The sequence below is a fragment of the Streptococcus sp. 3109 genome (genome assembly GCF_013276905.1).
In the GTDB taxonomy this organism is placed as follows: Bacteria; Bacillota; Bacilli; order Lactobacillales; family Streptococcaceae; genus Streptococcus.
In genome coordinates this window covers 1-26462 of record NZ_VMLY01000021.1, presented here as the reverse complement: position 1 = coordinate 26462, position 26462 = coordinate 1, and the positions used below count along the sequence as shown (strand labels likewise).

At 40.1% G+C, this 26462-nt stretch carries 31 protein-coding genes and 2 pseudogenes; 5 read left to right on the top strand and 28 right to left on the bottom strand.

Features of this window, described 5'->3' with window-relative positions:
- Positions 1-13: 13 nt before the first annotated feature.
- The 14 genes from nusA to HT698_RS09135 form a co-directional block, all read right to left on the bottom strand.
- Positions 14-1150: a transcription termination factor NusA gene (gene nusA / locus HT698_RS09200; RefSeq protein ID WP_173219802.1), complete on the bottom strand. Its 1137-nt coding sequence runs from the start codon at positions 1148-1150 to the stop codon at positions 14-16.
- A gap of 43 nt (positions 1151-1193) precedes the next feature.
- A complete protein-coding gene (gene rimP / locus HT698_RS09195) occupies positions 1194-1673 on the bottom strand; it encodes a ribosome maturation factor RimP (protein WP_173219799.1) in 480 nt (159 codons plus the stop codon).
- 126 nt (positions 1674-1799) lie between these two features.
- Positions 1800-2435 (bottom strand): tRNA (guanosine(46)-N7)-methyltransferase TrmB, encoded by a 636-nt coding sequence (gene trmB / locus HT698_RS09190; protein WP_112445000.1) that lies wholly within the window; start codon positions 2433-2435, stop codon positions 1800-1802.
- Positions 2432-3226 carry a phosphotransferase family protein gene (locus tag HT698_RS09185; RefSeq protein WP_112444998.1) on the bottom strand — a complete coding sequence of 265 codons (795 nt, stop codon included), beginning with the start codon at positions 3224-3226 and terminating at the stop codon, positions 2432-2434. The genes trmB and HT698_RS09185 overlap by 4 nt, the downstream gene beginning before the upstream one ends.
- A 159-nt stretch (positions 3227-3385) precedes the next feature.
- The gene (locus HT698_RS09180; RefSeq protein WP_112444996.1) at positions 3386-3997 is read right to left on the bottom strand and encodes a type II CAAX endopeptidase family protein; all 612 of its coding nucleotides are present in this window, start codon (positions 3995-3997) and stop codon (positions 3386-3388) included.
- Positions 3998-4026: 29 nt separating this feature from the next.
- The gene (gene blpZ, locus HT698_RS09175; protein ID WP_112444995.1) at positions 4027-4275 is read right to left on the bottom strand and encodes an immunity protein BlpZ; all 249 of its coding nucleotides are present in this window, start codon (positions 4273-4275) and stop codon (positions 4027-4029) included.
- 41 nt (positions 4276-4316) lie between these two features.
- Positions 4317-5006 (bottom strand): CPBP family intramembrane glutamic endopeptidase, encoded by a 690-nt coding sequence (locus HT698_RS09170; protein WP_173219796.1) that lies wholly within the window; start codon positions 5004-5006, stop codon positions 4317-4319.
- Positions 5007-5069: 63 nt separating this feature from the next.
- A complete protein-coding gene (locus HT698_RS09165) occupies positions 5070-5453 on the bottom strand; it encodes an immunity protein (RefSeq protein ID WP_173219793.1) in 384 nt (127 codons plus the stop codon).
- Between the two features lie 482 nt (positions 5454-5935).
- The gene (locus tag HT698_RS09160) at positions 5936-6340 is read right to left on the bottom strand and encodes an immunity protein (protein WP_138704684.1); all 405 of its coding nucleotides are present in this window, start codon (positions 6338-6340) and stop codon (positions 5936-5938) included.
- A complete protein-coding gene (locus tag HT698_RS09155) occupies positions 6337-6501 on the bottom strand; it encodes a hypothetical protein (protein WP_049511538.1) in 165 nt (54 codons plus the stop codon). The genes HT698_RS09160 and HT698_RS09155 overlap by 4 nt, the downstream gene beginning before the upstream one ends.
- A 286-nt stretch (positions 6502-6787) precedes the next feature.
- On the bottom strand, positions 6788-6907 hold the full coding sequence (locus tag HT698_RS09150) for a PncF family bacteriocin immunity protein (protein WP_173219790.1): 120 nt from the start codon (positions 6905-6907) through the stop codon (positions 6788-6790).
- Between the two features lie 274 nt (positions 6908-7181).
- Entirely contained in the window at positions 7182-7538 is a 357-nt protein-coding gene (locus HT698_RS09145) for a hypothetical protein (protein WP_173219785.1), read from the bottom strand.
- 68 nt (positions 7539-7606) lie between these two features.
- Positions 7607-8956 (bottom strand): sensor histidine kinase, encoded by a 1350-nt coding sequence (locus HT698_RS09140; RefSeq protein WP_173219782.1) that lies wholly within the window; start codon positions 8954-8956, stop codon positions 7607-7609.
- 13 nt (positions 8957-8969) lie between these two features.
- Positions 8970-9707: a response regulator transcription factor gene (locus HT698_RS09135; RefSeq protein ID WP_173219780.1), complete on the bottom strand. Its 738-nt coding sequence runs from the start codon at positions 9705-9707 to the stop codon at positions 8970-8972.
- A 295-nt stretch (positions 9708-10002) separates the two neighbouring features.
- Here HT698_RS09135 and HT698_RS09130 point away from each other — a divergent pair, with 295 nt between their 5' ends.
- Positions 10003-10332 (top strand): helicase BlpT, encoded by a 330-nt coding sequence (locus tag HT698_RS09130; RefSeq protein ID WP_173219777.1) that lies wholly within the window; start codon positions 10003-10005, stop codon positions 10330-10332.
- A gap of 61 nt (positions 10333-10393) precedes the next feature.
- Here HT698_RS09130 and HT698_RS09125 read toward each other — a convergent pair whose 3' ends face one another.
- Both HT698_RS09125 and HT698_RS09120 read right to left on the bottom strand, forming a co-directional pair.
- Positions 10394-11443 (bottom strand): ABC transporter permease, encoded by a 1050-nt coding sequence (locus HT698_RS09125; protein ID WP_173219774.1) that lies wholly within the window; start codon positions 11441-11443, stop codon positions 10394-10396.
- Positions 11440-12171, bottom strand: coding sequence for an ABC transporter ATP-binding protein (locus tag HT698_RS09120; RefSeq protein ID WP_049521290.1), 732 nt, complete (start codon positions 12169-12171; stop codon positions 11440-11442). Before HT698_RS09120 ends, HT698_RS09125 begins: the two co-directional genes overlap by 4 nt.
- A gap of 67 nt (positions 12172-12238) precedes the next feature.
- Here HT698_RS09120 and HT698_RS09115 point away from each other — a divergent pair, with 67 nt between their 5' ends.
- Together HT698_RS09115 and HT698_RS09110 are read left to right on the top strand one after the other, a co-directional pair.
- The gene (locus HT698_RS09115; RefSeq protein ID WP_050275810.1) at positions 12239-12649 is read left to right on the top strand and encodes an HIT family protein; all 411 of its coding nucleotides are present in this window, start codon (positions 12239-12241) and stop codon (positions 12647-12649) included.
- Positions 12650-12658: 9 nt separating this feature from the next.
- The gene (locus HT698_RS09110; protein WP_173219770.1) at positions 12659-12946 is read left to right on the top strand and encodes a hypothetical protein; all 288 of its coding nucleotides are present in this window, start codon (positions 12659-12661) and stop codon (positions 12944-12946) included.
- A 526-nt stretch (positions 12947-13472) separates the two neighbouring features.
- Here the strand turns inward: HT698_RS09110 and dnaJ are convergent.
- From dnaJ to HT698_RS09055, 11 genes are all read right to left on the bottom strand, one after another.
- Complete coding sequence (gene dnaJ, locus HT698_RS09105; protein ID WP_173219767.1) at positions 13473-14618, bottom strand: molecular chaperone DnaJ; 1146 nt, start codon at positions 14616-14618, stop codon at positions 13473-13475.
- A gap of 638 nt (positions 14619-15256) precedes the next feature.
- Positions 15257-17080, bottom strand: coding sequence for a molecular chaperone DnaK (dnaK, locus tag HT698_RS09100; RefSeq protein ID WP_173219764.1), 1824 nt, complete (start codon positions 17078-17080; stop codon positions 15257-15259).
- A 484-nt stretch (positions 17081-17564) separates the two neighbouring features.
- Positions 17565-18089, bottom strand: coding sequence for a nucleotide exchange factor GrpE (grpE, locus tag HT698_RS09095; RefSeq protein ID WP_000046038.1), 525 nt, complete (start codon positions 18087-18089; stop codon positions 17565-17567).
- Between the two features lie 26 nt (positions 18090-18115).
- The gene (gene hrcA / locus HT698_RS09090) at positions 18116-19150 is read right to left on the bottom strand and encodes a heat-inducible transcriptional repressor HrcA (RefSeq protein ID WP_173219761.1); all 1035 of its coding nucleotides are present in this window, start codon (positions 19148-19150) and stop codon (positions 18116-18118) included.
- A gap of 160 nt (positions 19151-19310) precedes the next feature.
- Positions 19311-19814 (bottom strand): DUF2812 domain-containing protein, encoded by a 504-nt coding sequence (locus HT698_RS09085; protein ID WP_112444458.1) that lies wholly within the window; start codon positions 19812-19814, stop codon positions 19311-19313.
- 34 nt (positions 19815-19848) lie between these two features.
- A complete protein-coding gene (locus tag HT698_RS10550; RefSeq protein ID WP_173219846.1) occupies positions 19849-20424 on the bottom strand; it encodes a DUF2812 domain-containing protein in 576 nt (191 codons plus the stop codon).
- A complete protein-coding gene (locus HT698_RS09075; protein ID WP_173219759.1) occupies positions 20424-20744 on the bottom strand; it encodes a PadR family transcriptional regulator in 321 nt (106 codons plus the stop codon). Before HT698_RS09075 ends, HT698_RS10550 begins: the two co-directional genes overlap by 1 nt.
- Before the next feature lie 119 nt (positions 20745-20863).
- The gene (gene glnA / locus HT698_RS09070) at positions 20864-22210 is read right to left on the bottom strand and encodes a type I glutamate--ammonia ligase (protein WP_033676218.1); all 1347 of its coding nucleotides are present in this window, start codon (positions 22208-22210) and stop codon (positions 20864-20866) included.
- A gap of 36 nt (positions 22211-22246) precedes the next feature.
- Positions 22247-22603, bottom strand: coding sequence for a transcriptional repressor GlnR (gene glnR / locus HT698_RS09065; RefSeq protein WP_000659548.1), 357 nt, complete (start codon positions 22601-22603; stop codon positions 22247-22249).
- Positions 22604-22679: 76 nt separating this feature from the next.
- Positions 22680-23207 (bottom strand): aromatic acid exporter family protein, encoded by a 528-nt coding sequence (locus HT698_RS09060; RefSeq protein ID WP_049496374.1) that lies wholly within the window; start codon positions 23205-23207, stop codon positions 22680-22682.
- 135 nt (positions 23208-23342) lie between these two features.
- Positions 23343-24539 (bottom strand): phosphoglycerate kinase, encoded by a 1197-nt coding sequence (locus HT698_RS09055; RefSeq protein ID WP_049496377.1) that lies wholly within the window; start codon positions 24537-24539, stop codon positions 23343-23345.
- A gap of 211 nt (positions 24540-24750) precedes the next feature.
- On the opposite strand from HT698_RS09055, the pseudogene HT698_RS09050 reads away from it, so the two are divergent.
- Both HT698_RS09050 and HT698_RS09045 read left to right on the top strand, forming a co-directional pair.
- Positions 24751-25272, top strand: a pseudogene (locus HT698_RS09050) (biotin--[acetyl-CoA-carboxylase] ligase); the annotation flags it as partial.
- Between the two features lie 150 nt (positions 25273-25422).
- Positions 25423-25941: pseudogene (locus HT698_RS09045) on the top strand (transposase); the annotation flags it as partial.
- Between the two features lie 54 nt (positions 25942-25995).
- On the opposite strand, the gene HT698_RS10420 reads toward HT698_RS09045, so the two are convergent.
- On the bottom strand, positions 25996-26462 hold a 467-nt coding region (locus HT698_RS10420; RefSeq protein ID WP_240153252.1), incomplete at its 5' end, for an LPXTG cell wall anchor domain-containing protein.

Here is a 26462-nt window from a genome sequence, read left to right as displayed (position 1 = left end):
CCTCTAGCAGCTTTTATTCTTCTACAGTATCGTTTTCTGCTTCCAACTCTACCGAATCAGCTTCTTCCATGGCTTCAAATTCGCTAGCAGACTTGATGTCGATACGGTAACCAGTCAAGTGAGCTGCCAAGCGAACGTTTTGTCCACGACGACCAATGGCAAGAGAAAGCTTGTTATCTGGCACAACCACCAAGGAACGTTTGCTGTCGTTTTCGTCAAAGATAACTTGGTCAACTTCAGCAGGAGCGATGGCATTGTAGATAAATTCAGCTGGATCTGCTACCCACTCAATAACGTCGATGTTTTCTTCGATTGGCACCATACGGTCGCTCTTGGCATCGTAGCGAGCTGGGTGGAATTTGCTAGTGATTTTCTTGATATTAGCACCACCACGTCCAACGATTGTACCGATAGCGTCCACGTTTGGATTATGGCTACGAACTGCAACCTTGGTACGGTCACCTGCTTCACGAGCCACGCTCATGATTTCAACAGTTCCATCATAAACTTCTGGAATTTCTTGCTCCATCAAGCGTTTGATCATTTCTGGATGGCTACGGCTAACAAAGACGTTGACGCCACGAGGATTGTCTTCAACCTTATAAACATATACTTCGATACGATCGTGGGAAGCAAAAACTTCCCCAGGGATTTGGTCTTGTTTTGACAATTGGGCTTCGATGCTACCAAGATTGACATAGATGAAGCGGTTGTCAAAGCGCTCTACTGTACCAGACATGATTTCTTGCTCATGTTCTTTGTAAGTATTGTAAGTGATGGCACGTGTTTGCTTGCGCATTTTTTCCATGATGGTTTGTTTGGCAGATTGGGCTGCTACTCGACCAAACTCAGCAGGTGCTTCTTCAAACTTGATTTTGTCACCAAGTTCATAGGCTGAATTGATAGCAAGAGCATCTTTCAAGCTGATTTCCAAACGGCTATCAAATACTTCATCAACCACTTCACGGACAGTATAAACTGTAAAGTCACCTGTTTTTTCGTTGAAGTCAATAGCTACGCTGTCTGATTGACCATAGCGTCTGCGATAAGCGGAACGAAGCGACTCTACTACTGCGTCGATGATGTCTTCTTTTTTGATTCCCTTGTCTTCTTCCAAAATGCGGAAGGCCTCTAGCATTTCTTTACTCATGTTTTCTTCACTTTTGAATCCTCAAAAGCTATCCTTTCTTTTTCTATAATTTAACTGCTAAACGTGCTTTTGATACTAAACTGTATGGAATTTGGACAGTTTTCTTACGTGTCTTGTCCATATATTCCATAGTCAACTCATCCTCTTCAAAGGCCAACAAGGTTCCTTCAAAGACCTTTTGCTTATCGATGGCTTGGTAGAGCCCGACATGGATGTATTTCCCAACCGCTCCAGCGACGGCATCTTTGTTTTTCAAAGGACGTTCCAAGCCTGGACTGGTGATTTCTAGGAAATATTGTTCTGGGAAGGGATCTGGCTTGATGGTGTCTAGGACAGGACTGATCATTTCTGTCAAGTCTGCCGTGTCGTTCAAGGTAATTCCTTCAGGTTTATCTACAAAAATACTGAGAATCATGTCACTGCCAATCTTTCCATACTCGATATCCACGAGTTCGAAAGGTGCTTGGATGACAGGTTCTACAACTTCTCTGACTAATTCTACGATTGTTGCGATTGCGTCCACCTCCTCATAAGTAAGAGGCGAAGATATTTCCCCGCCTCTCTTTCTCATATTCTTACCCTTAGTATATCACATTTGCTAACTTATGTAAAGCAAAAGCACTTATACAGCCTGATTTCAGGCTATTTCTTAAAATTCTGCCTCAACTCGGTAGATAACTTGCCCCTTGTTGGAGAATTTTTGCTCGTATTCTGTCATGACATTGCCTTCAAAATCACTGGCATGTAAATCAAGCCAAACACCATTGAGCTTCATGCCATACTGAGAAAAGCTCACTAGGCTGTACTCAAACAAGCCACGGTTATCCGTCTTGAAATGAATTTCACCATTTTCAGGTAAGATACGCTTGAAGGTATCCAAGAAGGTCTTATAGGTCAAACGACGCTTTTCATGGCGTTTTTTCGGCCAAGGATCTGAAAAGTTCAGATACAAACGATCAATCTCACCGTCTTCAAAGTAGTCAGTCAAGTCAGAACCATCTACCCACAAGAGCTTGATGTTAGGCACTCCAACTTCAAGCACCTTGTCCAAAGCGTAGCTCAAAACAGACTTTTGAATATCAATCCCGATATAGTTGATGTCAGGGTTCTGCTTGGCCATTCCTGAAACAAAGGCACCCTTTCCACTTCCAACTTCCACATGAATGGGATTGTCATTGCCAAACAGGTCCCGCCATTTTCCCTTGGATTCCAAGGGATTGAGAACCACATACTGGGGATTTGCCTCTAGTAATTCTGTCGCCCCTTTACGATTTCTAACTCTCATCTTCTCTTTCCATACTTGTCTCGGAAGTGACGCAAGCCATGAATCTCCCGATTAACATTTTCTAAATCTTGGTTCATATAATACTTGGAAATCTGGCTCAAGTAAGATAATTGACCGTACCAATACAATTTATTTAATACCGTTTGATTGTACTTGTAACCGTAGTAGGTTAACCACTCCTTCCACTGATGTTCTGGAATATAATGGCAGAGCATATGGGCCACATCAAACATGCGGTCGGTCAAGCGAACCGAATCCCAATCTACCAAATAAATCAAGCCACTATCTGTCTCAATCCAATTACTATGTCGTACATCTCCATGGACAATGGTCGCATAGTCCTCTCTAAATCCTGGAATAGTCTGACGTAAATCAGCCATCACTTCACTGATAAAATGATTTTTACGCAAAGCATCTGGAGCCGTTTCCTGCCAAGACTGTAGTAAATCTACAGGTGTTTCCATGGCATAGCCCAAACGACTCAACTGTGTCATCAACGGACGTGAGCGATGCAGACGGATTAAAATATTGACGATTTGCTTACGATTCATATCATAGGGGGTCAATATCTTGCCTGTCAACCATTCTTGAGCACACATATCACGCCCATCTGCCAAACGGCGACTCCATAATAATTGTGGAGCAATTTGTTCTCTAGCTAGACCAGGTAGGATTGGAGAGGTGTTCATTTTTACAAAGATACGCTTCCCATCAGGATAGCTACCCATATAAGCTTTGCCACTTTTCCCAGGTATGGGAGTCAGTGTTAGCTCATTATCACCCAAATCCATTTCTTTCCTCCGTATAAAGTTTCCTTACTATTCTACTAGTTTTTGGCCTATTCGTCAACCGCTCCACACCCGATTCTCAAAGAAAAGCCTCTGGATTGACTTGGGTATCATTGTAGAAAGAAAAGGCAAGCTCTTTCTTCTGCTTCCCTTTCATGATTTTTATAAATAATATAAGAGTGGCCAAGCATTGTAAAACATGTGAACTAGAGTAGAAACCCATAAGTTTTGGCTCTTTTTATAAGCAAAGCCCAGCAACAAGCCCCCAAGTAGATAAAAAATAAACGAAGGGACATTAGAAGGACCATGCATGAACGAAAAGAGAGAGGAAGTTAGCACAAGCCCTAACCAAGAATTGTCAAAAACCGCACCTTGAAGAAGTCCTCTGAAAATGAGTTCCTCCTGGATGGGGCCAAAAACTGAGGAAGTCAAAACCAAAGACAGGGAAATTCCTCTGCGGACTTCCGCCAAGTGTTGAACTCCCGCGCCAGAAGAAATAGCGAAGAAATGAATATAAACCAGCGTCTCAAGCAGACTTAGAAGAAAGATTGTAATGAAAAGCAAAATGTCTTTCTTGCTTAACATCCCAAAAGAAATCATTTCAAATTTTCTAGCATAAGCAACACTCATCGAGGTTACAAGAAGACTTACAATAATCAGTGCAGGCTCATTTTGAAAAAAATCCCCGTGGTTAATCGTATAAGGAACTGTAATGACGATTATTAGTACTAAAAATCCAAAACAAAAGGCATGAAATTTGTCAAAAAACTCCATCAAATTATCCTCCTCACCAAACAGACTTCCTACGCGTCATCCTTGAGCTCTAACCTTTCCAAAACAAACCATTTTAACAACCAAAAACCGACCACATAGCCAGCTCCTAAGAATATAGCCATTAAAGATAGCATGGGATTCAGAAAATAAAACATCACAACAGATACAAAGGTTAGCACAAAAACATTAAAGGCAATGGTGTCAGAAGCCAAGACCAGAATATAAGGTGTCAACCAGTCTAAGGTTTTTGAATCTAGGAAAAATAAGTGTTTATACATGATAACCTCCTCTATGGCTGAAAAGCAAGCCTTTGGTTTTTTTACCCCAAGACCCTATGTAGAAAAGTGAGCAAAAATGGTAAGTTTGCGATGATATTATTAACAATATGAATCGAATAAGAAGGATAGATACTCTTAGTATAACGTGTTAGACAGGCAAATAGACAGCCCACTGCCGTATAGACAAAAATATCTGCCAGACTTGGCAAGCTAGAAAAGTGGGGCAAGGCAAATAAGAATGACGGAAAGAGAAGATCCAGCCCCCACCTCGAATTCTTAAAGAAGGCATGTTGAAGCAATCCCCTACATACCAATTCTTCCATCAGAGGTCCTAGTACGATTAAGGTTAGGTAAACACCAAACTCCGCAAAATTTGTCTCACTATAAGCAATAAACAAATTCCACCCTTCATTGGTTCCCTGAACGTGTTTAGCTGTCAGATAGTTAAAGCAGATAAGCACAACAGCTGCTAACACCGTCAGAACAGAATAGCTCAACCACTTTTTCCTAGGGATACGAAAGAGATAAGCATGGCCCGACCTGACCAAAATCCAAACCATCAAGCCGATAAAGAGAAGGCTGATGATGTTTCGAATCCAGATAATATTTCCTACCCAAGACGAGAACTCCCAATAATTGCTCCAAAATTGGGGCGTCCAAGACAGTCCGAAAAACAGAAACAAATAAGAAAGAATTGCACTCGTTTTGAAAAGAATAGAGTGTCTTTTCATATAAATCCTCCTACTATCTACAAGACAGGATGGCTCCCCTTGTCAGGCTCTACTGCTGTAAGATTAAGAAGACAGTTTGTTCTTTTTAAGGATAACCTGACTACTAGATAATAGATACATTAAGGCATTAAAGACAATGAAAATATGTCCATAGAATAAAATCAACCTCGCATCCAAACCAAGATAAAGTTTGATTATCAAAAAGATGAGCAAAAGAATTTGAAACCATAAGGTTTTTCCAAAAATAAATTTAAAGCGATTTCGAATGTCTACTTCCTTGATTTTTACCGCCAACCCTTTATTGGCAAGAAGGAAAACTCCTGCCTCAAACAAACCACTGTAAAGAACAAGCCACCCAATCGATACGATAGAGATTTGTAAAAATGTCCCTAAAAGAATATCCAACACACTACTCAAGAAAATAACAAGAAATAGTCTGTATTTCATATATATAAGCGATTAGTTGTTGATAGAATTCTGTTTCTGAAATACCTCTATACAAACAGATAATAGACATAAAGCCTGTCAAGCCGATGAACATGAGTTGATTGGTTCTAGGACTAACCAAATCATCATTTACTTATATTTAAGAGTATCTCTTTTATGTTAGTGTATGTTAACACTAAAAAACAAGTTAGGCCAATAATATTTAAAATGAACAATAACGGGGTTAAGTCTCTAAAAAAATTATCTACTGACACTACAAGAAATACTATACATATTATAGTCGAAACTATCTTTTTCTTATCCATAATTATTTACTCCTTTCCTAACAAATCCAGCTTATCAATCAAGAGCGATTTTTAACATAATGTAGCAGCACCCGTTGCAACTTTGACAATTTCAGTATAGCACTATTTGTTAAAGTTTTTCATCCAAATCTTGAATAGTCATCGAGACATCTTGAATTGTAAAAACTTCATTAGCCCCTACTTTTTATAATACTTCAAGCCCCAAATAAGCAGAAGCATGATAATCAAGCAGAGAATAGCACCAATGTAGGCAATCAATTGCTGATAGGATTCTCCTGCTGTGATACCTCTATACAAACAGATAATAGACATAAAACCTGTCAAGCCGATGAACATGAGTTGATTGGTTCTAGGACTAACCAAATCATCATCTTCAAACTCTCTTATCCTCATCTCCCTAGTGAGGTAAACAGTAACCAAAATCGAAGCCAAGTTAATAACCACTAAAAGAAATTGGAAAACCAAGGAAAAATTTAAAAACTGACGAGATAGAAATAGATAAGTAGAGACAAGCAAGGGCAACTGACCTAAGAACAATCTCGCAAGGAAGATGTTCCGTTTTTTAGCAAGAAAAGTTTTCATTTCTTTGCTCCTTTCTTTTTAGTTAAAGCAAGATAAATCATAACCGCAATCATATAGGCTATAGTATAAAATAGCTGATACCAAGCACTCTCCCTAAGCGGATATAGAAAGATGGACATGATTAGATACAAGATGAAAATGACAAGTATTTTTTTCTTCATAAGATTTCCTCCTAAATGTTTGTTGAGCTAGAACCTTTACACTATTAGTATAGCACTTATTTTGACCTTGGATCACTCAAATCACGAATGGTCATCAAAACATCTTGAATTGTAAAAAATTTAAAAAGCAAGCATGAAAAACATACTTTCCTCTTTATATTGTATTGATACCAACTTGTTTGTAGACTTTTCATCCTGCTATCACATATCATTTTGACAGGCGAAACAAAATTAAAGAAACTCCCCTGTAAATTAAGCTAGCAAATACAGGGGAGAAATTTATTTTTTAGAGGGTACTATCTGTATCCTTTTTGGGAGATTTTGAAAATATTTTTCTAATTAAATCATCCATATAAGGACCAAATATACCAACTACTAAACCAATAATAAAACTTTTAAAATCCATAATTACCTCCAAGTACACAAGCTCAAGTCTTTAAGCAACCATAATAGCCAATTGTAACATTGTTTTTGCATTCACGAGGAATACCTCTTTTTACTTTCGTCCTATTACAACCTTAATAAGGTTAGTATACTACTATTTTTTAAAATTTTCCATCCAAATCACAAATGGTCATCAAAACATCTTGAATTGTAAAAAATTTAAAAAGCAAGCATGAAAAACATACTTGCCCTAGGGGAATTTAACAATGTGAAAATACATCGAAAGCTATTCAGCCTTACTTCCGTCTGTTCTCATATATTCTCATGATCGCAACAAGGATAGCAGCTGTCCCACTTGCCAAAGCGATAAGGGTAATGATAATGTTGAGGATTTCAGGCGTACTCCCTATTCTGTTGATAAGACGGAGTAGGGATATAACTGTCAATTGAATCAGGAGTATTGATTCTACTCTTACCAATGAAGTCAGTTGATTTTCAACCGCATATAAAAATGCTGGTAATAAAACACAGGCTATAGCAATCACAAACAGATTGCTCCCTGTTTCTTCTCCCTTGTTCACAACGGAAAGCATGAGAAGATTCGATGCTATGATCAACGTAGAACAGATGATAAAAAAGGATTTCTTATTCATATAGGGTACCTCATATACTATGGCATTTTAATTGATGACTGCAGGCAGTACTTCTTTCCACAAGTCTTCTAATCATCAACTGACATCGAGTGAACTGTTAAAACCTGACGAAAGACTTGATTTTGGCAGGTGGTATTTAGACTGGTATTAGGATGACTTGCCACAATCTTCATAACGGTATAGAGACCAACTCCTCTCTCCTCCCCTTTAGAACTGGCTCCAAAGGAGAAGATTTCAGAAATATCGATGCCCTCTTCTTTGATGGAGTTTTCAATGATAAAGGTCTCCTGTGCCCCATTTTTTAAAAAGGCGATTGAAACATGAGGTTGACTGGCCTCTACACTAGCTTCAATAGCATTGTCACAAAGGATAGACACAATGGTTAGAAAATCAAGTAGACTCATCCCCTCGACCTGAATCTCCTCAGGAACTTCGACATTAAAGACAATCTTCTTATCTCTAGCTTTTAGAAATTTCCCTGCTAGAAGACTTTTGAGGGCTTTATCACGAATATTCACCAATCGTCCAAGATCATATTTATTGTCATGTAATTTCTCACTGGAATCCTTTAAGACCGAGTCGTAGACCTCTTTTATCTGCTCCATATCCTCCTCTTCAATGCCCAGACGTAAGCTGGTCAAGAGGTTAGTGTAATCATGGCGAAAGCTCCGGACTTCCTTGTAAAGCTCCTCTATATGCCGACTATAGCGTTCCATATCTCTGTAGCGCAAGACCTGCTCTTGGTCCAGTCTCTCATGAAGTTTGTCCTTCAAATAGGTATCCAATTTCTTGATCATCCCCATAAAAAAGAGCAGGTAAAACACTAGAATCAGATGGCGAACAGTCGTTGATTGAATACCTTGTTCATATTCAAAGAAAGACAGACTTTGCATCACTAGATAGTAGCCCCCCATTATCCAGTTAATCGTAGTCAGGGACTTTTTAAAACCTTTATCGAGAATCTCCCTTCTCAAGTTAGTGAAATCATAGTCCAACCATTTCAAAAAGACTAAAACTATGAAGCAAACGAATATCGTCATCAATAAAAAGATAGGATTGCTATCTTTATCTACAATTTCTTGTCCCCAAAATGGAAGCACAAAATAGGAGACCCCTCTATAAAAGAGATTCACCAATATCATTGGAAAGAGACCATAAAAGAAGAGGAGTTTTTTAGGAAGCCCTCTTAACAGTAAGAAAGACAAGCCTATACCGTACAAGGGGTCCATAAAATAAAATAGGAAACTATCTCCTACCATATAGCCAATCATTAAAAAAACAAAGGCCAACAGTATCTTAAAAAGAAAGGCCTTAAAAATCCTCTCAAAAGTGAGACCAATTCCATCCACCTTAAAGAAAATGACAATTTCTAGTCCATGAGTAACAAGTGTATATAATAATATCCAAGCAATATTCATAAACTCTCCTAGCTCAATGCAAGTTATTGATAGCTTCAGACACTTCTCTGACCTTATAACGCGCGATTAGACAGCTTCCACCATTGGGAAAGAAAAGGAGTTTTTCTTTCTTATCCAAACGAACCACATTGGCAGGATTGATGAGAAAAGAGCGGTGGCACTGCAAGAGACGAGGCTCCTGCTTGAAAACCTCCTCTAAGCTCGCTGTAAATTCCAGTCTGTCTGTCTTGGTATAGAGAATAACACGATGGGCTCTGGGCGACGTTTCGAGATAGTAAACCTCTTGAAAAGGATACTGAAATTGGGCAAATTTTGATTTAAAGTAAAAGCAATCTTCCGCCAGACTCTTACTATCTTGACTATTGGCATAGAGGAGGGCTGTCTCGATCCGAGACTCAAACTCCTCAGCTGACAAGGCCTTATCAATATAGTCCAAAGCAGACACTTGGTAGCGAAAGGACAGGGGCATAAACTCCGAGTGAGTCGTCACAAAGACAATCAGGGCATAAGGATCCCGATCCCGAATCTTTCTAGCCACTTCCAGACCCTTCATCTCCTCATTTCGAATCTCAATATCCAAAAAGAATAGCTGATGGGCTCCCTTCTCATGCACCTCTGCCAGCAGCTGGTCTGGCTTACCAAAAACTTCAAAAGAGCTGGGAGTGATATGATGCTCCTTCAAGAGTTTCTCAATCGTCGTTTCAATCCTAGTCTGTTGGGAAAAATCATCTTCTAAAACAAATATTCTCATCTTCTTACTCTCCTTGTTTCGATTTCTTCCTAAAAATAGAATAGCAAAAATACTATGATACAAGCCCACCCAATCCTAAACAGGCCTTTAACGCTCCTGAAAGGTATCTTGTTCCTCAAATAAGCATGATAATCTTACCACTATTTTATCATAAAATCTTAACAGTACCATTCAGGAAATTTCAAGAACAATTAAAGATTTGATGGTGAAAAAGGAGATAAAAGTGATAAACTGACAGTATCAAAACACAGTTGCTAGAAACAAGACTGGCACCAAGATTAAAGGAGGAATTCTCATGACAGATACAGACCCTATCAAAAGAGCTCAGACTTTGATTACTGACTTAAACAAAGCCTACCAAGCATGCAAACAGGCAAGCGCTGACGACGTCCGCTTTCAGGAGCAGCTAAACTCTATTCTTGGTTTTCTAGCCAAGTCTGAGACAGTGGATAATCGAGTCTTGATTGAACTGGAAAAATTTTACCAGACTTCCAGCCTTCTCATGGGACTCAGTGCTCTCAATCCAGATGCTCCAACTCGCGCCGCTTGGCGGGCCTATGACCGCTTCCACTTTGACCAAGTCAAGACCAAGTTGAGTCTCTACGGACCAACCATTATCCTGTAGAAAATAAAAGAAGCTGAGACAGACTGAACTCAACTTCTTTTTTAGTGTCATATAGGCAATGTTAGTCCTGCATCTGACGTTTTACCTGATAAGGCAAATACAAGACTAGTAAAACCAAACCAGCTCCCAGTAAGGCTAGAAGGGCCAGTTTTTCTTGGAAGGTAATCAACCCGACAACTAATTCCACAAGTAAAACAAAAATGGTCAATCCTCGGACTACAGCCTGTAAGCCTTTTTCCTTTTGCCCCTTGTCCAGTGGAAAGAGTTGGGTCAAATACTGGTAGTCAAAGGCATGATAGAGGGCCAGCAACTGGAAGAGCAAGAGGTAGTTAAAGAGAACCACCACTGCTGTCGCAATCCAAGCTTGCTCGATAAAAACCTGCGCCAGTATGGAAAGCAAGAGAAGACGGAGACTGAGCGCAAAGAGGTCTCCATTTCGTAGATAAGAACGCAGATAGAGATTTTGCCAAATCTTCCCAGGGGCCTTCTGAACAGCCTTTAGGATAAAGTCCAGATAGGCACGACGCTTGACGCTGTTTGAAATCCCCTTGACCTGCGTAAAGAGGGCAAAGAAACGAAGCAAGACTTGCTTACGCTTGCTTTCTTGGGAAATGACATAATCCCAGTCTAGTCCAGTTTCAGTAAAAAATTTGCTGGCCTTTTGACGAAAGAGGAAATATTTTCCTACCCCCAATAAAAGCACATAGACCAGAAAAACAGGCAAGCCATAACCCATTGCTAAAAATAAAGGCGTAAATAACAGCAAGAAAAGGGTCTGCACAAAGAGCCAAAAGACTAGGGAAATGCCAGTTTGACGCTTGAGATGGAGCTTGATTTCCTCTTCTCCGACCAAGAGAAAGAGCTTGTCTGGAGCCTCCATATAGGTGGCAATTCCTCCCCAAAGCAAAAGTAAAACAGACGTAATTCCTACAAACAAAAGAATAGGCCAATGATTTTCAGGAAAATGTTGTAAGAGTTGACTGTACTGGTAGGCTAAAAAACCCAGCAAGACAAGCAGGAACAAGACAAAGTGGTCATTGAGAACATAGCGCAGATAACCAAGACACTCCTTACGAAAAGCCTGCTTTCTCTTTAAAAACAAGTCTTTCATAGCTCCTCCTCTTTGGTCAGAGCCAAGTAAATATCATTCAAACTAGCCTCAGGCATATCAAAGGCTTCGCGCAGTTGCAGGAGATTGCCTTTGGCACGCATCTCTCCCTTGTGGAGAATAACAAAGGCATCACACATCTTTTCCGCTGAATCCAGCACGTGAGTACTCATGAGAATAGACTTACCCTTTTGCTTTTCCACTTCCAAAAGCTGAATCAAGTCTGCAATAGCCAGCGGATCAAGACCAAGGAAAGGCTCATCCACGATGAAAAGACTCGGATCCACCACAAAAGCACAGATAATCATGACTTTCTGCTTCATCCCTTTTGAAAAATGAACAGGGAACCAGTCCAATTTCTGGTCCAGACGGAACATTTTTAACAAAGGTTCTACTCGATCAAAAGCCACTTTCTGCTCAATACCATAAGCCATGGCAACCGTTTCGATATGCTCTCTGAGGGTCAATTCCTCATACAAGCTAGGTGTCTCAGGAATGTAACCAATTTGCTTGCGATAGCTAGTCGCATCTTCTTGCAGGGTCAGGCCATTGATATTGATGGAGCCACTATAAGGTGTCAACAGACCAATAATCTCATTGATTGTCGTCGATTTCCCAGCACCATTGAGACCAATCAAACCGACCAGCTGCCCACTTTCAACAGTAAAAGACACATCTTTCAAGACAGGGACATGGACATAGCCACCTGTCAGGTTTTTAATTTCTAACATATTTTCTCCAAATCTGGTATAATGTAGCTATATTATATCAAAATTCAATACAGTAGAGGTAGATTTTATGTCAGATTGCATTTTTTGTAAAATCATCGCAGGGGAAATTCCTGCTTCAAAAGTATATGAAGATGAGCAGGTTCTTGCCTTTCTGGATATTTCTCAAGTGACACCAGGACACACCTTAGTCGTGCCAAAAGAACACTATCGCAATCTTTTGGAAATGAACGCTACTAGCGCCAGCCAACTCTTTGCCCAAGTACCAAAAGTAGCTCAAAAAGTCATGAAAGCTACCAAGGCTGCTGGTATGAATATCATTGCTAACTGTGAAGAAATCGCAGGTCAAACCGTCTTTCATACCCACGTTCACCTCGTGCCTCGCTACAGTGCGGACGATGACCTCAAGATTGATTTTATCGCCCACGAACCTGACTTTGACAAACTCGCTCAAGTCGCTGAAACCATCAAAAACGCCTAAGGAGTTACCATGAAATTATCCAACCTACTGCTATTTGCAGGAGCCGCAGCCGGAAGTTATCTGGTCACAAAAAATCGCCAAACCATCACAGATGAAGTCTTGAATACAACTGACCGCGTTCAAGCTATCAAGGATGATGTGGATATTATCCAAAACAGCCTGCAAATCATCGACCAGCAAAAAGAACTCATCAAGGAATATCAAGAAGACCTGACTTACAAGTTTAAGGTCGTGGAAAAGGATATCCAGACTAGACTAGCTGTGATTAAAGAAACACAGGAACTTGAAGATAAGTAAAAGAGCCACTCGGCTCTTTTTTAAAAGGTAAACAAGTTATAGTGAATTGAATTTAGAATAGCACATCATAGTTTCTAAAGCATTGTTAGAGATTACTTTAAAATCCTCTTATCAATTTGTTCATATTATATTTCAATCTACTATATATATCCCATCAACTATGCATCATAATTTAGGTAACTCATACTCAATAAAAATCAAAAAGCAAACTAGAAAGCTAGGCACAGACTGCTCAAAACACCGTTTTAAGGTTGTGGATAGAACTGACGAAGTCAGTAACCATACCCATGACAAGCCGACGCTGACGTGGTTTGAAGAGTATCATTCACCATTTCACAACTAAATCGAAGACTTTCTGCCGTAATGAAAACAGCTGAAACAGCTTGGTTTCAGCTGTTTGGAAACTTTAAGACTTAGGTTCAAAGTTTAGGTATGGAACTTCGAAGGAGGTCGCTACCGTCCGTCATTACTTAGGAAAGTCTTAAAAAATCTATAAAGTAAAAAGAGCCCGACAGCTCTTTTTGCTTTATTCTCCTTCAAAAGCATCTTTAATATGGTCAAAGAAGCCTTTTTTCTTTGGATTGACTTTTAAATCACCCGCAGCTGCGAATTCTTTCAAGGCTGCTTTTTGGCGGTCGTTCAAGCCTGTCGGTGTTACGACATTGACAGTAACGTATTGGTCACCAACTACACCACCACGAAGGCTCGGAGCTCCCTTACCACGTAAACGGAATTTCTTACCAGTCTGAGTTCCCTCTGGGATAACCAATTCAACATCACCGTGAACCGTTGGGATATCAACTGTATCACCAAGAGCTGCTTGGACAAAGTTGAGGTTGAGATTGTAGAAGATAGTCGTTCCTTCACGTTCAAACTTGTCGCTAGCTTCCACAGAAACTACTACATACAAGTCACCATAAGGTCCACCGTTAAATCCTGCTTCACCTTGACCTGCTAGGCGAATTTGTTGACCTGTTTCCACACCAGCAGGGATTTTGACATGTACGCTATGCGCTTGTTTTTCATGACCTGTTCCGTGACAAGTTGTACATGGATCTTTGATTTCTTTTCCGCGACCATGACAGACATCACAGGTTACTTGGCGACGCATCATACCAAGCGGAGTCTGCGTATCAACGTTAATGACACCAGCGCCATGACAGCGTCCACAAGTGACTGGACTTGTTCCTGGCTTAGCACCAGAACCATTACATGTACGACAGCTAGCTTCACGGTTGTACTTAACTTCTTTTTCAGCTCCAAAAATAGCTTCTTCAAAGGTCAAGTTCACACGATACTGGAGGTCATCCCCCTGACGAGGAGCGTTTGGATTGCGCGAAGCTCCGCCTCCTCCAAAGAAACTTGAAAAAATATCCTCAAAACCACCGAAGCCTCCTGCCCCACCGAAGCCTCCTGCCCCATCGAAACCGCCAGCTCCACCAAAACCACCGTTGGCTCCAGCAGCACCGTATTGGTCATAGGCAGCACGTTTTTGGTCGTCACTCAAAGTCTCATAGGCTTCCTGAACTTCCTTGTACTTTTCCTCAGCACCAGGCTCCTTATTGATATCTGGGTGATATTTTTTCGAAAGCTTACGATAAGCTTTTTTGATTTCGTCTGCCGAAGCGTTTTTTGACACCCCCAGACGATCATAAAATTCAGTATTGTTCATAATTCAAGATACAAAGGGCGTCAAACGGACACAGCCAAAATAGGAGTTTTGACGACGGACGCTTGCGTCCTAGAAAAAACTATCTTTTTGGCACAGTCCGTAGCCCGTGTTCAGTTACGAACACCCTTGTTCCTTTCTATTGATGTTCTGAATCGAACCACCATTTAGGTCGGGTTCAATTCCTTTCTTTATATATTGACAAGACAAACCCCAAATAAATCAGGTTCAGATCCTTTTTATCGAAAAACAGAGGCTGGGTTGCAACCTCTGGATTTCTTCCTATCATTACGACGTTCAAAAACAAAGTCGATTATACTTTGTTTTTGAACTAGTAAGGCGTTTAGGCAAGTCGCCATAGCGATTGCAGTCGAATGACAAACTCTTTAGCCATTTGTCATTCTTAACGAGTTAGGCTTAACTGAGTTTCGGCTAAAAACTTCGGAAAAAAGATAAGCCATCTTTTGTGCATCGCACAAGGCGATGGCTTCCTATTTTTCTTTCGTTTTCTTAACGCCTCAACATCTTACCGAATCGAGCACGCCCTAACCTCTTGGTGAAAAAGACAAATCTTTCTAGAAACTAAAGTTTCTGCGTCAGATTTCCTATTTTCACTGTGAGGTTTTAACGGGCTTTGCATCTTATTTTTCCGTAAACTCTCCGTCTACGACGTCATCGCCTGCGTTTCCTGTTGCTTGTGCGCCTTCTGCTCCTGCTTGAGCTTGTTGCGCTGCTGCGGCTTGTTCGTAGAGTTTAACAGCAAGGCCTTGAGCTTTTTCGTTCAATGCTTCAAGTTTTGCTTTCATGTCGTCCAAGTTGTTATCTTCTTGCGCTTTCTTAAGGTCATCAAGGGCAGCTTGGGCAGCTTCACGTTCTGTGTCGAATCCTTTGCCTTCAGTTTCCTTGATAGTCTTTTCAGTTGCGAAGATAGCTTGGTCTACTTCGTTACGAAGGTCAACTTCTTCTTTACGTTTCTTATCTGCTTCAGCGTTAGCTTCTGCATCTTTCATCATGCGGTCAATTTCTTCGTCAGTCAAACCTGAGTTCGATTGGATCACAATTGTTTGTTCTTTTTGAGTTCCAAGGTCTTTAGCTTTAACAGACACGATACCATTCTTATCGATGTCAAATGTTACTTCGATTTGAGGAATTCCACGAGGTGCAGCTGGGATATCAGTCAATTGGAAACGTCCAAGAGTCTTGTTATCTGCTGCCATTGGGCGTTCACCTTGAAGAACGTGGATATCAACGGCTGGTTGGTTGTCTGCCGCAGTTGAGAAGACTTGTGATTTAGATGTTGGAATTGTTGTGTTGCGGTCGATGAGTTTTGTGAAGACACCACCCATTGTTTCAATACCAAGTGACAATGGTGTTACGTCAAGAAGGACAACGTCTTTGACATCACCAGTGATGACACCACCTTGGATTGCCGCACCCATAGCAACTACTTCATCAGGGTTTACTGATTTGTTTGGTTCTTTACCAGTTTCAGCCTTAACAGCTTCGACAACGGCTGGGATACGAGTTGAACCACCAACAAGGATCACTTCGTCGATTTCTGACAAGCTCAAACCTGCATCTGAAAGGGCTTGACGAACTGGAACTTTTGTACGTTCAACAAGGTCACGAGTCAAATCGTCAAATTTCGCACGAGTCAAAGTCATTTCCAAGTGAAGAGGTCCAGCCTCACCTGCAGTGATGAATGGCAAGCTGATTTGTGTTGAAGTTACACCAGAAAGATCTTTCTTCGCTTTTTCAGCCGCATCTTTCAAACGTTGCATCGCCATCTTGTCAGTAGACAAGTCAATACCGTTTTCTTTCTTGAATTCTGCTACCAAGTGATCGATGATTTTTTGGTCAAAGTCATCACCACCAAGTTTGTTGTCCCCTGCAGTTGACAATACGTCGAAGACACCGTCACCCAATTCAAGGATAGAGACGTCGAATGTACCACCACCAAGGTCAAATACCAAGATTTTTTCTTCTTTGTCAGTCTTATCCAAACCGTAAGCAAGAGCTGCTGCAGTTGGTTCGTTGACGATACGTTCTACTTCAAGACCAGCGATTTTACCAGCGTCTTTTGTTGCTTGACGTTGAGCATCGTTGAAGTAAGCTGGAACTGTGATAACTGCCTTGGTTACTTTTTCACCAAGGTAGTCTTCAGCGTAGCCTTTCAAATATTGAAGAATCATAGCTGAGATTTCTTGTGGAGTGTATTCTTTTCCGTTAGCAGAAACTTTTTCAGAAGTTCCCATTTTAGATTTAATAGAGATAACTGTATCTGGGTTTGTGACTGCTTGACGTTTCGCAGCGTCACCAACGATGATTTCGCCGTTTTTGAATGAGACTACAGATGGAGTTGTGCGGTTTCCTTCTGGGTTTGCGATGATTTTGCTTTCAGTTCCTTCAAGAACTGCAACTGCTGAGTTTGTTGTACCTAAGTCAATACCGATAATTTTAGACATGTGTTTTTCTCCTTAAATTTTAATTCGAATTTTGATTTTTTGATATTTCCCTTAAGTGGTGGGGACGTGAGCAACTCCCTTCGGGATTTCATCACTTATTTTTGAGCCTATTGTCTCAAAAATCCCCTGTTTCAGTAGCTTTTGCTACTGAAACTTTCACCACGGTGGGAAATATCTTCCTTGCAAGCCTCCGGCTTGCCTCTTATCTTTCTTTCATAGTTTAGTGTCGTTTCGGACAAGTTTTCTATTATGTAAATTGCGACACGAGGAGTCGAAATCGATTTTATTTCGACGACGAGTTAGTAAGGAGGCTAGGCAAACGCCATAGCGATTGCCGTTTTCTGACAAGTTGCTTCAGCTACCGTCAGAATTGCCTAATCGAACACGCCCTAAGCTCTGAGTAAAAAAGATAGATTTTCTTGTGTTCATCGAACACTTCGTCAATCTCCTATTTTTACTGTGAGCTTTTTACGGGCTTTGTATCTTAGTTATACACCACTACCATGGCTGGGCGTAGGATGCGGTCATGGAGTTTGTAGCCTTTTTGGAAGACTTGGGCGATGGTATCTGCTGGGTGTTCATCGTCTGCTGGAAGAGTTTGGATGGCCATATGGTAGTTATGGTCAAATTCACCGTCAGCTGCGATTTCTTCGATTCCTTCTTCTTTCAAAGCATGAATCAAACTTTCTTGCACCATTTCCAAGCCCTTCTTCACATCATCTGTCAAACCTTCAACTGCGAGTGCACGCTCAAGGTTGTCCAAAGAAGGGAGAATCGCTTTTGCCAAATCCTGGCTACGATAACGTTGCAAGTTTTGACGCTCTTCATTGGCACGGCGTTGAATGTTTTGCATTTCTGCATGAGCGCGAAGGTATTTGTTTTCAAATTCATCTGCACGTTCATTTGCCAAGTCCAATTCAGACTTCTCAGGAGTTGTTTCTTCTACCGTTTCCACAACTTCCTCTTCTTGAACTTCTTCTACTTCTTCATTTTTTATATCTTGGGCCATTTTCGCCTCCTTTAATGATTTCAATCTTAATGTACTTCGTAATGATTACTGCTGAGGTAGCGGTAAAAATCTGTCAACTTCATGGTCAAAACACGATTGACCACATTGACTTGGTTGATTAGCTGTTGGTAATCCAGATTAACCGGACCGATAATGGCTAGAATTCCAACTCCGCGATAAGGAATGAGGAACTTGCTACTAATCACCGCTAGGTCAGCTAGACAGGACTCTTGACTGTCCGCAACTCGGACATTTTGCATCTGATCCTCATGCATCCCCTCACGAATCTCCAGAGCCACCTTTTGCGGTTGATCAAAGAACTGATAAGCTGCCAGATTAGCAAAATTCAAGAGATTTACCTTGCCCGCCACTACAATGTTTTCGTTGAACATTTCCTTAAAAATGTGTTCAAAGAGATCGATAACATTGTCCGTTGTTGTAAAGTAACGCTGGATAATCTGCGGAATCTCCGTCCGAATCTTGTAGTGAATATCTAAAACGGTGTGGCCGAGGAAACGTTCCTGAATGATGCTCTTCAGCTTCAGCAAGTCCTCCTGCAAAAAGTTCCTTGGAATCAGAAACTGACTGGTAACCGTTCGCGACTCGTCTAGGGTGAATACTGCCAAGGCTGTATGTTGCCCCAAAACAACGATATCAAAGGCTGTCAACCGTTGCTTGCTGGGCTCAACATCCAGTGCTACTACCGTACAGCCACTCAAGTCTGTCAGTAGATTAGCAGCCTCTTGCAGAATATCCTCCAATTTGAAGAATTCCTGATCAAAGGCTTTGACAATCTCGTAAACCTCATTTTCAGCCAGTCGGTCAAAATCCAGTGAGTGTTTCACATAGTACTGAAAACCAGCAACACTTGGCATGCGACCGCTTGAAGTATGAGCCTTCTCAAGCAAACCTTGCTTTTCTAAAGCCGCCATGTCATTACGAATGGTTGCACTGCTAGAGTTAATAGACTCTTGCAAGGCTTTGGATCCGACAGGTTCGTGCGTTTTGGTAAAGATGTCAATAATCAGATTTAAAATATCCTGCTGACGCTCTGTAACCACCTCATCACTCCTCTCTGTCTGATCGATTAGCACTCAACATACTCAAGTGCTAACTCATGATTCTATTATACACCCTTAAAAGAGAATGTCAAGATAAAAACTCAAAAAATTAGCACTCTTTTGCCAAGAGTGCTAAAAATCGGTCTGAAGACCGAGAAACTCACCTTCCATCTACTTGATATTTCCTTTTTAGTCTGAAATAACCATAGATTAGATAAGAAATCATAAAGGCATATAGAACAAAAATGACAGAGAAAGGTTGCGACAGTTCTTCTCGAAACAAACTCATACAAACAACAAGACCGCCTAAGAAAGTAGCTGTACAGGAACGAAGTCTAGATCGCATAACTTCCCATCTAAGACCCTTGCTCATATCCTCCGGAAGTAAATCAAAAGATGATTTACGAAGAACCGAACAAGAACCTGCTTCTATCAATTCCCAACCGCTATTTCTAAAATCTTGCAGTTCATGCTTATATTTTTTAAGAAATCTAGAATCATAGATACAGTAGATGACATCGTCTGGTTGACATTGGTCAAAATAGAACAAACCAAAACGACTCGTTCTATACCTCCAACCTTTCAAATGCATCTCATGTAAATATTCTTCTTCCTTGTCCAAATCAACAATGGTGAAAAACCGAAATTGTACTTTGCTATTCATTACCTTACCTCCAAATCAGAAAACATACATGGTTTTATTTGTCAGATAATTCTTTCCATTTTTGAAACAAGCTCCAAAAAATATAAGAAATCTGAATCGCAAAAACTATCAATAAAACCCAATCTATTATGAAAATCAAAAACACTACCCAACTGAAAGAACTACCTCCACTGACAAACTTTGAGAAAACCGGTAGTAGAGCTAAAAAGAGAAGCAAAATAGGAAGCATCCGCCTCGTTAAAATCCGTTTGACCATAGCTAACTTCCCAGCAGCGTCATTATAGATTTCAAATTCTGCATTCGATTCAATTTCAGAATGAAGCTTTCTAAAGTAGGAAAACCCATTAAAGTCTGTAATATGCTCCCAGCCACAGTCTTTAAATAATTGTAAATAGGAGGCTCTATCTGATTTTTTCATGGGATAAAAGTCCAACTGATAAGATACTTGCTCAGGCTGACATTTTTCAAAGGTATACTTAACTGCAAACAATAAGATAGAATAACTTACTTTTCTAAGTTTCCAGCCCTTAGCATGCATTTTTCTAAGATATAAAGCCTCCCTCTCATAATCCGCAATTGTAAAAATTCGATAAACAACTTTCTTTTCCATCATCTTTCCTCCCGACTATTTCTGTAGAGTCGTTCAATACGTTTCAATTCAATCTCTAAGACTTTGCGTCCCAAGTCTGTAATCTGATAGATTTTCCGTTTCTCCTCTTCGCGAACAAAGGAAATCAAGCCATCCTTTTCCATCTTCGACAAGGTTCCATACATAGTTCCAGGACTAATCAAGATTTGCGAATCTGTCATCTCCCTGACCTTTTGCGTAATACTATAACCATGACCTTCCTTTTGCAGACAGAACAAGATATAAAAGCCAGTTTCCGTCATCGGAAGATAAACACGACGGATCTTATCCGTTAATTCCATTTATAGCCACCTCCTATTCAGTTCGATATATCGCACCTCGTTATATAAAGTATATCACACCTCGATATAAAATACAAGAAAAAAGATCACCCTCAGGCAATCTTTCTTCTATATTAGTATTAGTAAAGGTCTAAATAATTATCAATTTCCCATTGTGAAACGAAGGTTGCATAACTTGCCCATTCGATTCGTTTGGCTTCAAGGAAACTAGTATAGATATGTTCTCCAAGAGCCGCTCTGACGACTTCATCTTCTGTCAAAGCTTTCAAAGCGTTGTGAAGAGTTGATGGAAGGTCTGTAATACCAGCTTCCTTACGCTCTTCTGCTGTCATGATGTAGATATTTTCTTCGATAGGAGCTGGTGCTTCGATTTTATTTTCAATACCATGCAAACCAACCTCCAAAAGAACAGCCATAGCGATGTATGGGTTTGCCATCGGATCCACTGAACGCAACTCAAGACGAGTTCCCATACCACGTGAAGCAGGCACGCGCACAAGCGGTGAACGGTTACGGCCAGCCCAAGCAATGTAAACAGGTGCTTCATAACCTGGAACCAAACGTTTGTATGAGTTAACCGTTGGGTTCATGATAGCAGTATAGTTGTAGGCATGCTTAATCAAACCGCCAAGGAAATGATAGGCCGTTTCTGACAACTGCATTCCTTTTGGATCATTTGGATCAAAGAAGGCATTGTTTCCTTCTGCATCAAACAAGGACATATTACAGTGCATACCTGATCCAGCAATACCAAATTTTGGTTTAGCCATAAAGGTTGCGTAAAGGCCATGTTTGCGAGCAATGGTTTTAACAACGAGTTTAAAGATTTGAATCTTATCACAAGCACGGAGAACTTCATCGTACTTGAAGTCAATTTCGTGTTGTCCAACCGCAACCTCGTGGTGACTCGCTTCTACTTCAAATCCCATTTTGGTCAAGACATTCACAATCTCACGACGTGTATTGTCCGCAAGGTCAGTAGGCGCCAAATCAAAGTAGCCACCCTTATCATTCACTTCAAGCGTTGGGTCTCCATTTTCATCCAACTTAAATAGGAAGAATTCTGGTTCTGGACCAAGGTTGAAGGACTTGAATCCTACTTCTTCCATGTGATGAAGAGCACGTTTCAAATTGCCACGAGGGTCACCTGCAAATGGCTCACCTTCTGTTGTATAGACATCACAGATCAAACCTGCAACACTTCCATTTTCATCTCCCCAAGGAAAGACTGTCCATGTATCCAAGTCAGGGTACAAGTACATATCTGACTCATTGATACGTACAAAACCTTCAATAGAAGATCCATCAAACATAGCCTTATTTGACAAGACTTTATCTAACTGTTCATCTGTAGCAGGAATTTCGACGTTTTTCATGGTTCCCAAAATATCTGAGAACATGAGACGAATAAAGGTAACATTTTTTTCCTTGACTTCACGACGAATATCTGCAGCTGTGATTGGCATGAGTTTTCTCCTTAATGTATGACTACTTGCGGTTGCCTAACCGCGACCAAAAGGTGACCGTACTGAAGCAAAGCGACCCTGTTGGAGGAGTTCATTGTGAAGTGCACGACGTACTTCAGTCTGACTAACCGCTTTCTTGGATTTCGCTTCACGTTCAGCATATTTTTTCTTAATGGCAGCGATATTATAACCTTCAGAGATATAATCTTTGATTTCAAGCAGACGATCCATGTCATTCAAGGAATACATGCGACGGTTTCCTTCGTTTCGATCAGGCTTAATCAACTCTTGATCTTCATAATAACGAATCTGACGCGCCGATAGATCGGTCAACTTCATAACACTGCCGATAGGAAAAACAGCCATATTTCGGCGAAATTCTTTTTCCTTCATTTACAATTTCCTTCTTTCTGTCTATTATAGTCTAAAAAAAGACAAACGTCAATTGATAATGTTATAAAATGTAACATTATTTTTCTTTTTTCTCTAAAAAGAGCCGAATACGATCAATATCGTAATTTACGAGAATTGCGACAAAAACTCCCATGAAAGTTTCTGATACACGCGCAAACACGTACAAAATTGTTTCGCCGCTCGGAATCGATAGGGTAATGATTAACATGGCTGCTACACCACCAATAACCCCTGCTTTGTTATTCATGGCTACATTTGTCATAATGGTTAACATGGTGCAGATTGGAACAACAACTAAGGTTACCCAAAAGGCTTCGTGGAAAAAGGTGTTTAATAGGAAGAAGACCAGGGCATAGAGGCCACCGATACTATTTCCTAGAATACGCGAAGTCCCAAAATGGACACTCTTATCAAAACTCTCCCTCAGGCTAAAAACGGCTGTCAAAGCACCAATTTGAAGACCTTTCCAACCAAAAAAGCCAAAAATCAAGAGAACTAGAAAAACAGCAATACCTGTTTTAAAGGTTCGCATACCAAGTCTGAACTGTGATTTATCGAATTTATATTTTTTAAAATAACTCATAATCTCAACTTTCTATTTCCATTTTATCATAAATTGGCTGATTTTATGAGCAATAGTTGAGAGGAAGCGTTTTTATTTCGAGTAAAAGAAAAGAGGAACTTTCATTCCCCTCTTCTTTGATTCATTTAGTTAATCTTATTTTTCTGTCAAGGCTGCAAGTCCTGGAAGAACTTTACCTTCAAGAAGTTCCATTGATGCTCCACCACCAGTAGAGATCCATGAGAACTTGTCTGCACGACCAAGGTTGATTGCTGCGGCAGCTGAGTCACCACCACCGATGATTGATTTAACGCCTGGTTGTTTCACGATAGCGTCCATCACACCGATTGTACCAGCTTGGAAATCTGGGTTTTCAAATACACCCATAGGTCCATTCCATACAACTGTTTTGGCACCAGTCAAAGCTTCGTCAAATTTAGCGATAGATTTTGGACCGATGTCAAGACCAAGGAAGCCTTCAGAAACTGCTTCACCTTCAGTGTCACGCACTTCAGTGTAGTCAGCAAATGCATTTGCTTCTTTTGAGTCAACTGGCAAGATCAATTTACCGTTTGCTTTTTCAAGAAGAGCTTTCGCAACATCCAATTTATCTTCTTCTACAAGTGAGTTACCGATTTCGATACCTTGTGCTTTGTAGAATGTGTAAGTCATACCACCACCGATAAGGACTTTATCAGCTTTTTCAAGCAAGTTTTCGATAACACCAATCTTGTCTGAAACTTTTGAACCACCAAGGATAGCCACGAATGGACGTTCTGGAGTTTCAACTGCTTCTTGGATGTAGGCAATTTCGTTTTCAAGAAGGAAACCAGCAACTGCTTTTTCAACGTTTGCTGAGATACCAACGTTAGATGCGTGTGCACGGTGAGCTGTACCGAATGCATCGTTTACGAAGATACCATCTCCAAGTGATGCCCAGTATTTACCAAGTTCAGGATCGTTTTTAGATTCTTTTTTGCCGTCAACATCTTCGTAACGAGTGTTTTCAACCAAAAGAACTTGTCCATCTTCAAGAGCGTTGATAGCTGCTTCCAATTCAGCACCACGAGTGACACCTGGGAACACAACATCTTGACCAAGTTTTGCTGCTAAGTCAGCTGCTACAGGAGCAAGTGATTTACCAGCTTTATCAGCTTCTTCTTTCACACGTCCAAGGTGAGAGAAAAGAATTGCACGTCCACCTTGTTCGATGATGTACTTAATAGTTGGAAGAGCTGCTGTGATACGGTTGTCGTTAGTGATTACGCCATCTTTCAATGGTACGTTGAAGTCAACACGAACGAGGACTTTTTTACCTTTCAAGTCAACGTCTTTAACAGTAAGTTTTGCCATGTTACAAAAACCCCTTTATTTATTTTATTCGAAACTATTATATCACACTTTGGGAATATAAGGAAAGATTTCACAATATTTTTCGATATTTAATCTCCATGGTAACTTCTCAAAGTAACTTCCACTTGGATGACCAAAGTGGAAATTAGTCTAAAACGGATTTTTATGGTGGAATTAAGTATGAGACGTTTGAGTTAGAAATGAGGTCCACTATGACAAAATAGCATCCTACACACTACTTGTAGCTGGAGCTATCTACAAAGCTATTAAGAACCTAACTTTAATAGATGTCGACATAAAATGGGTCAACGATATCTACCTCAAAAATCATAAAATTGGAGGAATCCTTACTGAAGCAATGACCTCTGTAGAAACTGGCTTAGTCACAGATATCATTATTGGAGTAGGTATCAATTTCACTATTAAAGACTTCCCTCAGGAATTAAAAGAAAAAGCTGATAGTTTATTTAAAGTACCAGCACCTATAACAAGAAATGAATTAATTATCGAAATATGGCGTGCTTTCTTCGAAACACCAGCAGAAGAGCTATTATACCTATACAAAAAACAGTCATTCGTTCTTGGAAAAGAAGTCACTTTCACACTAGGGCAAAAAGACTACAAGAGACTTGCTAAAGATATCTCTGAAAGTGGTAAACTTTTAGTTCAATGTGATAACGGAAAAGAAATCTGGCTAAATAGCGGAGAAATTTCACTAAAAACTTGGAAATAATAGTAAAGTTATATAACAAAAAATAAACTATATAAAAAGAAAGAAATTTGTCCTTTCTAGAGCTTAGCTTTTCAGCTATATAATATTTGTAGTGGGTAAATCCCCTATGGATATTATGGAGCCTATTTTGTTGTAGAAAAAAGTCCCATAAGATTTATACAAAACATGAATCAATTTGAGCGAAAATCCCATGAATACAAGGCTATCAAGCGCTACTGGAAGCTCATTCAACAGGATAGTCGTAAACTCAGTGATAAGCGTTTTTATCGCCCTACTTTTCGTATGCACTTAACCAATAAAGAAATCCTAGACAAGCTTTTGAGCTATTCAGAAGACTTGAAACACCACTATCAGCTCTATCAGCTCTTGCTTTTTCACTTTCAGAATAAGGAAGCTGACAAATTTTTCGGTCTCATTGAAGACAATCTAAAGAAGGTCCATCCTCTTTTTCAGACTGTCTTTAAAACCTTTCTAAAGAACAAAGAGAAAATCGTCAACGCTCTTCAATTCTCCTATTCAAACGCCAAACTGGAAGCAACCAATAATCTTATCAAACTTATCAAGCGCAATGCCTTTGGTTTTCGGAACTTTGAAAACTTCAAAAAACGGATTTTTATCGCTCTGAACATCAAAAAAGAAAGGACGAAATTTGTCCTTTCTCGATCATAGCTTTTCTTCAACCCACTACAGTTGACAAAGAGCCCAAAGGTATCTCTTTAAAGATTAATTATCTTCCGTTTTGCGTTTAGTCGCAGCCAAACCAAGAACAGAAGTGAGTGTTAACGCACCTAACAAATTCATAGCAACTGAGTCAGATCCACCTGTGTTTGGTAAAACTTTTTTGCCAGTCAAGTTAGTTCGAGAATTATCACCTGTCTGAATCTCACCTTCAACATTAACGTCGTTTGGTTTATTTGTGTTATTTGTATTAGTCAATTTAGACGAATTTTTATATTCTGAAGTACTTGGTGTAACATCACCGTTCTCAGGGGTCACCGTATAAGATGTAGTGCGTTTCACAACATCGTTTCCGACTTTAAGGTATTCAACCTTGTCTTTCACTTCACCTGGTTTAACGATTTCGTCATTAACATTCGGTGTAACATCACCGTTCTCAGGGGTCACCGTATAAGATGTAGTGCGTTTCACAACATCGTTTCCGACTTTAATAAAAACCACATCACCTTTCG

What these genes read in the sequence shown, in the direction of transcription:
- HT698_RS09075 (WP_173219759.1), bottom strand. Translation starts at nt 20,744, where the DNA reads ATGGAATTAACGGATAAGATCCGTCGTGTTTATCTTCCGATGACGGAA.
- HT698_RS09130 (WP_173219777.1), top strand. Translation starts at nt 10,003, where the DNA reads ATGACAGATACAGACCCTATCAAAAGAGCTCAGACTTTGATTACTGAC.
- dnaK (WP_173219764.1), bottom strand. Translation starts at nt 17,080, where the DNA reads ATGTCTAAAATTATCGGTATTGACTTAGGTACAACAAACTCAGCAGTT.
- HT698_RS09155 (WP_049511538.1), bottom strand. Translation starts at nt 6,501, where the DNA reads ATGAAGAAAAAAATACTTGTCATTTTCATCTTGTATCTAATCATGTCC.
- HT698_RS10550 (WP_173219846.1), bottom strand. Translation starts at nt 20,424, where the DNA reads ATGGAAAAGAAAGTTGTTTATCGAATTTTTACAATTGCGGATTATGAG.
- HT698_RS09060 (WP_049496374.1), bottom strand. Translation starts at nt 23,207, where the DNA reads ATGAGTTATTTTAAAAAATATAAATTCGATAAATCACAGTTCAGACTT.
- nusA (WP_173219802.1), bottom strand. Translation starts at nt 1,150, where the DNA reads ATGAGTAAAGAAATGCTAGAGGCCTTCCGCATTTTGGAAGAAGACAAG.
- glnA (WP_033676218.1), bottom strand. Translation starts at nt 22,210, where the DNA reads ATGCCAATCACAGCTGCAGATATTCGTCGTGAAGTCAAGGAAAAAAAT.
- HT698_RS09140 (WP_173219782.1), bottom strand. Translation starts at nt 8,956, where the DNA reads ATGAATATTGCTTGGATATTATTATATACACTTGTTACTCATGGACTA.
- HT698_RS09120 (WP_049521290.1), bottom strand. Translation starts at nt 12,171, where the DNA reads ATGTTAGAAATTAAAAACCTGACAGGTGGCTATGTCCATGTCCCTGTC.
- HT698_RS09110 (WP_173219770.1), top strand. Translation starts at nt 12,659, where the DNA reads ATGAAATTATCCAACCTACTGCTATTTGCAGGAGCCGCAGCCGGAAGT.
- HT698_RS09165 (WP_173219793.1), bottom strand. Translation starts at nt 5,453, where the DNA reads ATGAAATACAGACTATTTCTTGTTATTTTCTTGAGTAGTGTGTTGGAT.
- HT698_RS09180 (WP_112444996.1), bottom strand. Translation starts at nt 3,997, where the DNA reads ATGGAGTTTTTTGACAAATTTCATGCCTTTTGTTTTGGATTTTTAGTA.
- HT698_RS09145 (WP_173219785.1), bottom strand. Translation starts at nt 7,538, where the DNA reads ATGAATAAGAAATCCTTTTTTATCATCTGTTCTACGTTGATCATAGCA.
- HT698_RS09115 (WP_050275810.1), top strand. Translation starts at nt 12,239, where the DNA reads ATGTCAGATTGCATTTTTTGTAAAATCATCGCAGGGGAAATTCCTGCT.
- blpZ (WP_112444995.1), bottom strand. Translation starts at nt 4,275, where the DNA reads ATGTATAAACACTTATTTTTCCTAGATTCAAAAACCTTAGACTGGTTG.
- HT698_RS09170 (WP_173219796.1), bottom strand. Translation starts at nt 5,006, where the DNA reads ATGAAAAGACACTCTATTCTTTTCAAAACGAGTGCAATTCTTTCTTAT.
- HT698_RS09160 (WP_138704684.1), bottom strand. Translation starts at nt 6,340, where the DNA reads ATGAAAACTTTTCTTGCTAAAAAACGGAACATCTTCCTTGCGAGATTG.
- grpE (WP_000046038.1), bottom strand. Translation starts at nt 18,089, where the DNA reads ATGGCCCAAGATATAAAAAATGAAGAAGTAGAAGAAGTTCAAGAAGAG.
- HT698_RS09085 (WP_112444458.1), bottom strand. Translation starts at nt 19,814, where the DNA reads ATGAATAGCAAAGTACAATTTCGGTTTTTCACCATTGTTGATTTGGAC.
- dnaJ (WP_173219767.1), bottom strand. Translation starts at nt 14,618, where the DNA reads ATGAACAATACTGAATTTTATGATCGTCTGGGGGTGTCAAAAAACGCT.
- HT698_RS09150 (WP_173219790.1), bottom strand. Translation starts at nt 6,907, where the DNA reads ATGGATTTTAAAAGTTTTATTATTGGTTTAGTAGTTGGTATATTTGGT.
- glnR (WP_000659548.1), bottom strand. Translation starts at nt 22,603, where the DNA reads ATGAAGGAAAAAGAATTTCGCCGAAATATGGCTGTTTTTCCTATCGGC.
- trmB (WP_112445000.1), bottom strand. Translation starts at nt 2,435, where the DNA reads ATGAGAGTTAGAAATCGTAAAGGGGCGACAGAATTACTAGAGGCAAAT.
- HT698_RS09185 (WP_112444998.1), bottom strand. Translation starts at nt 3,226, where the DNA reads ATGGATTTGGGTGATAATGAGCTAACACTGACTCCCATACCTGGGAAA.
- HT698_RS09125 (WP_173219774.1), bottom strand. Translation starts at nt 11,443, where the DNA reads ATGAAAGACTTGTTTTTAAAGAGAAAGCAGGCTTTTCGTAAGGAGTGT.
- HT698_RS09135 (WP_173219780.1), bottom strand. Translation starts at nt 9,707, where the DNA reads ATGAGAATATTTGTTTTAGAAGATGATTTTTCCCAACAGACTAGGATT.
- HT698_RS09055 (WP_049496377.1), bottom strand. Translation starts at nt 24,539, where the DNA reads ATGGCAAAACTTACTGTTAAAGACGTTGACTTGAAAGGTAAAAAAGTC.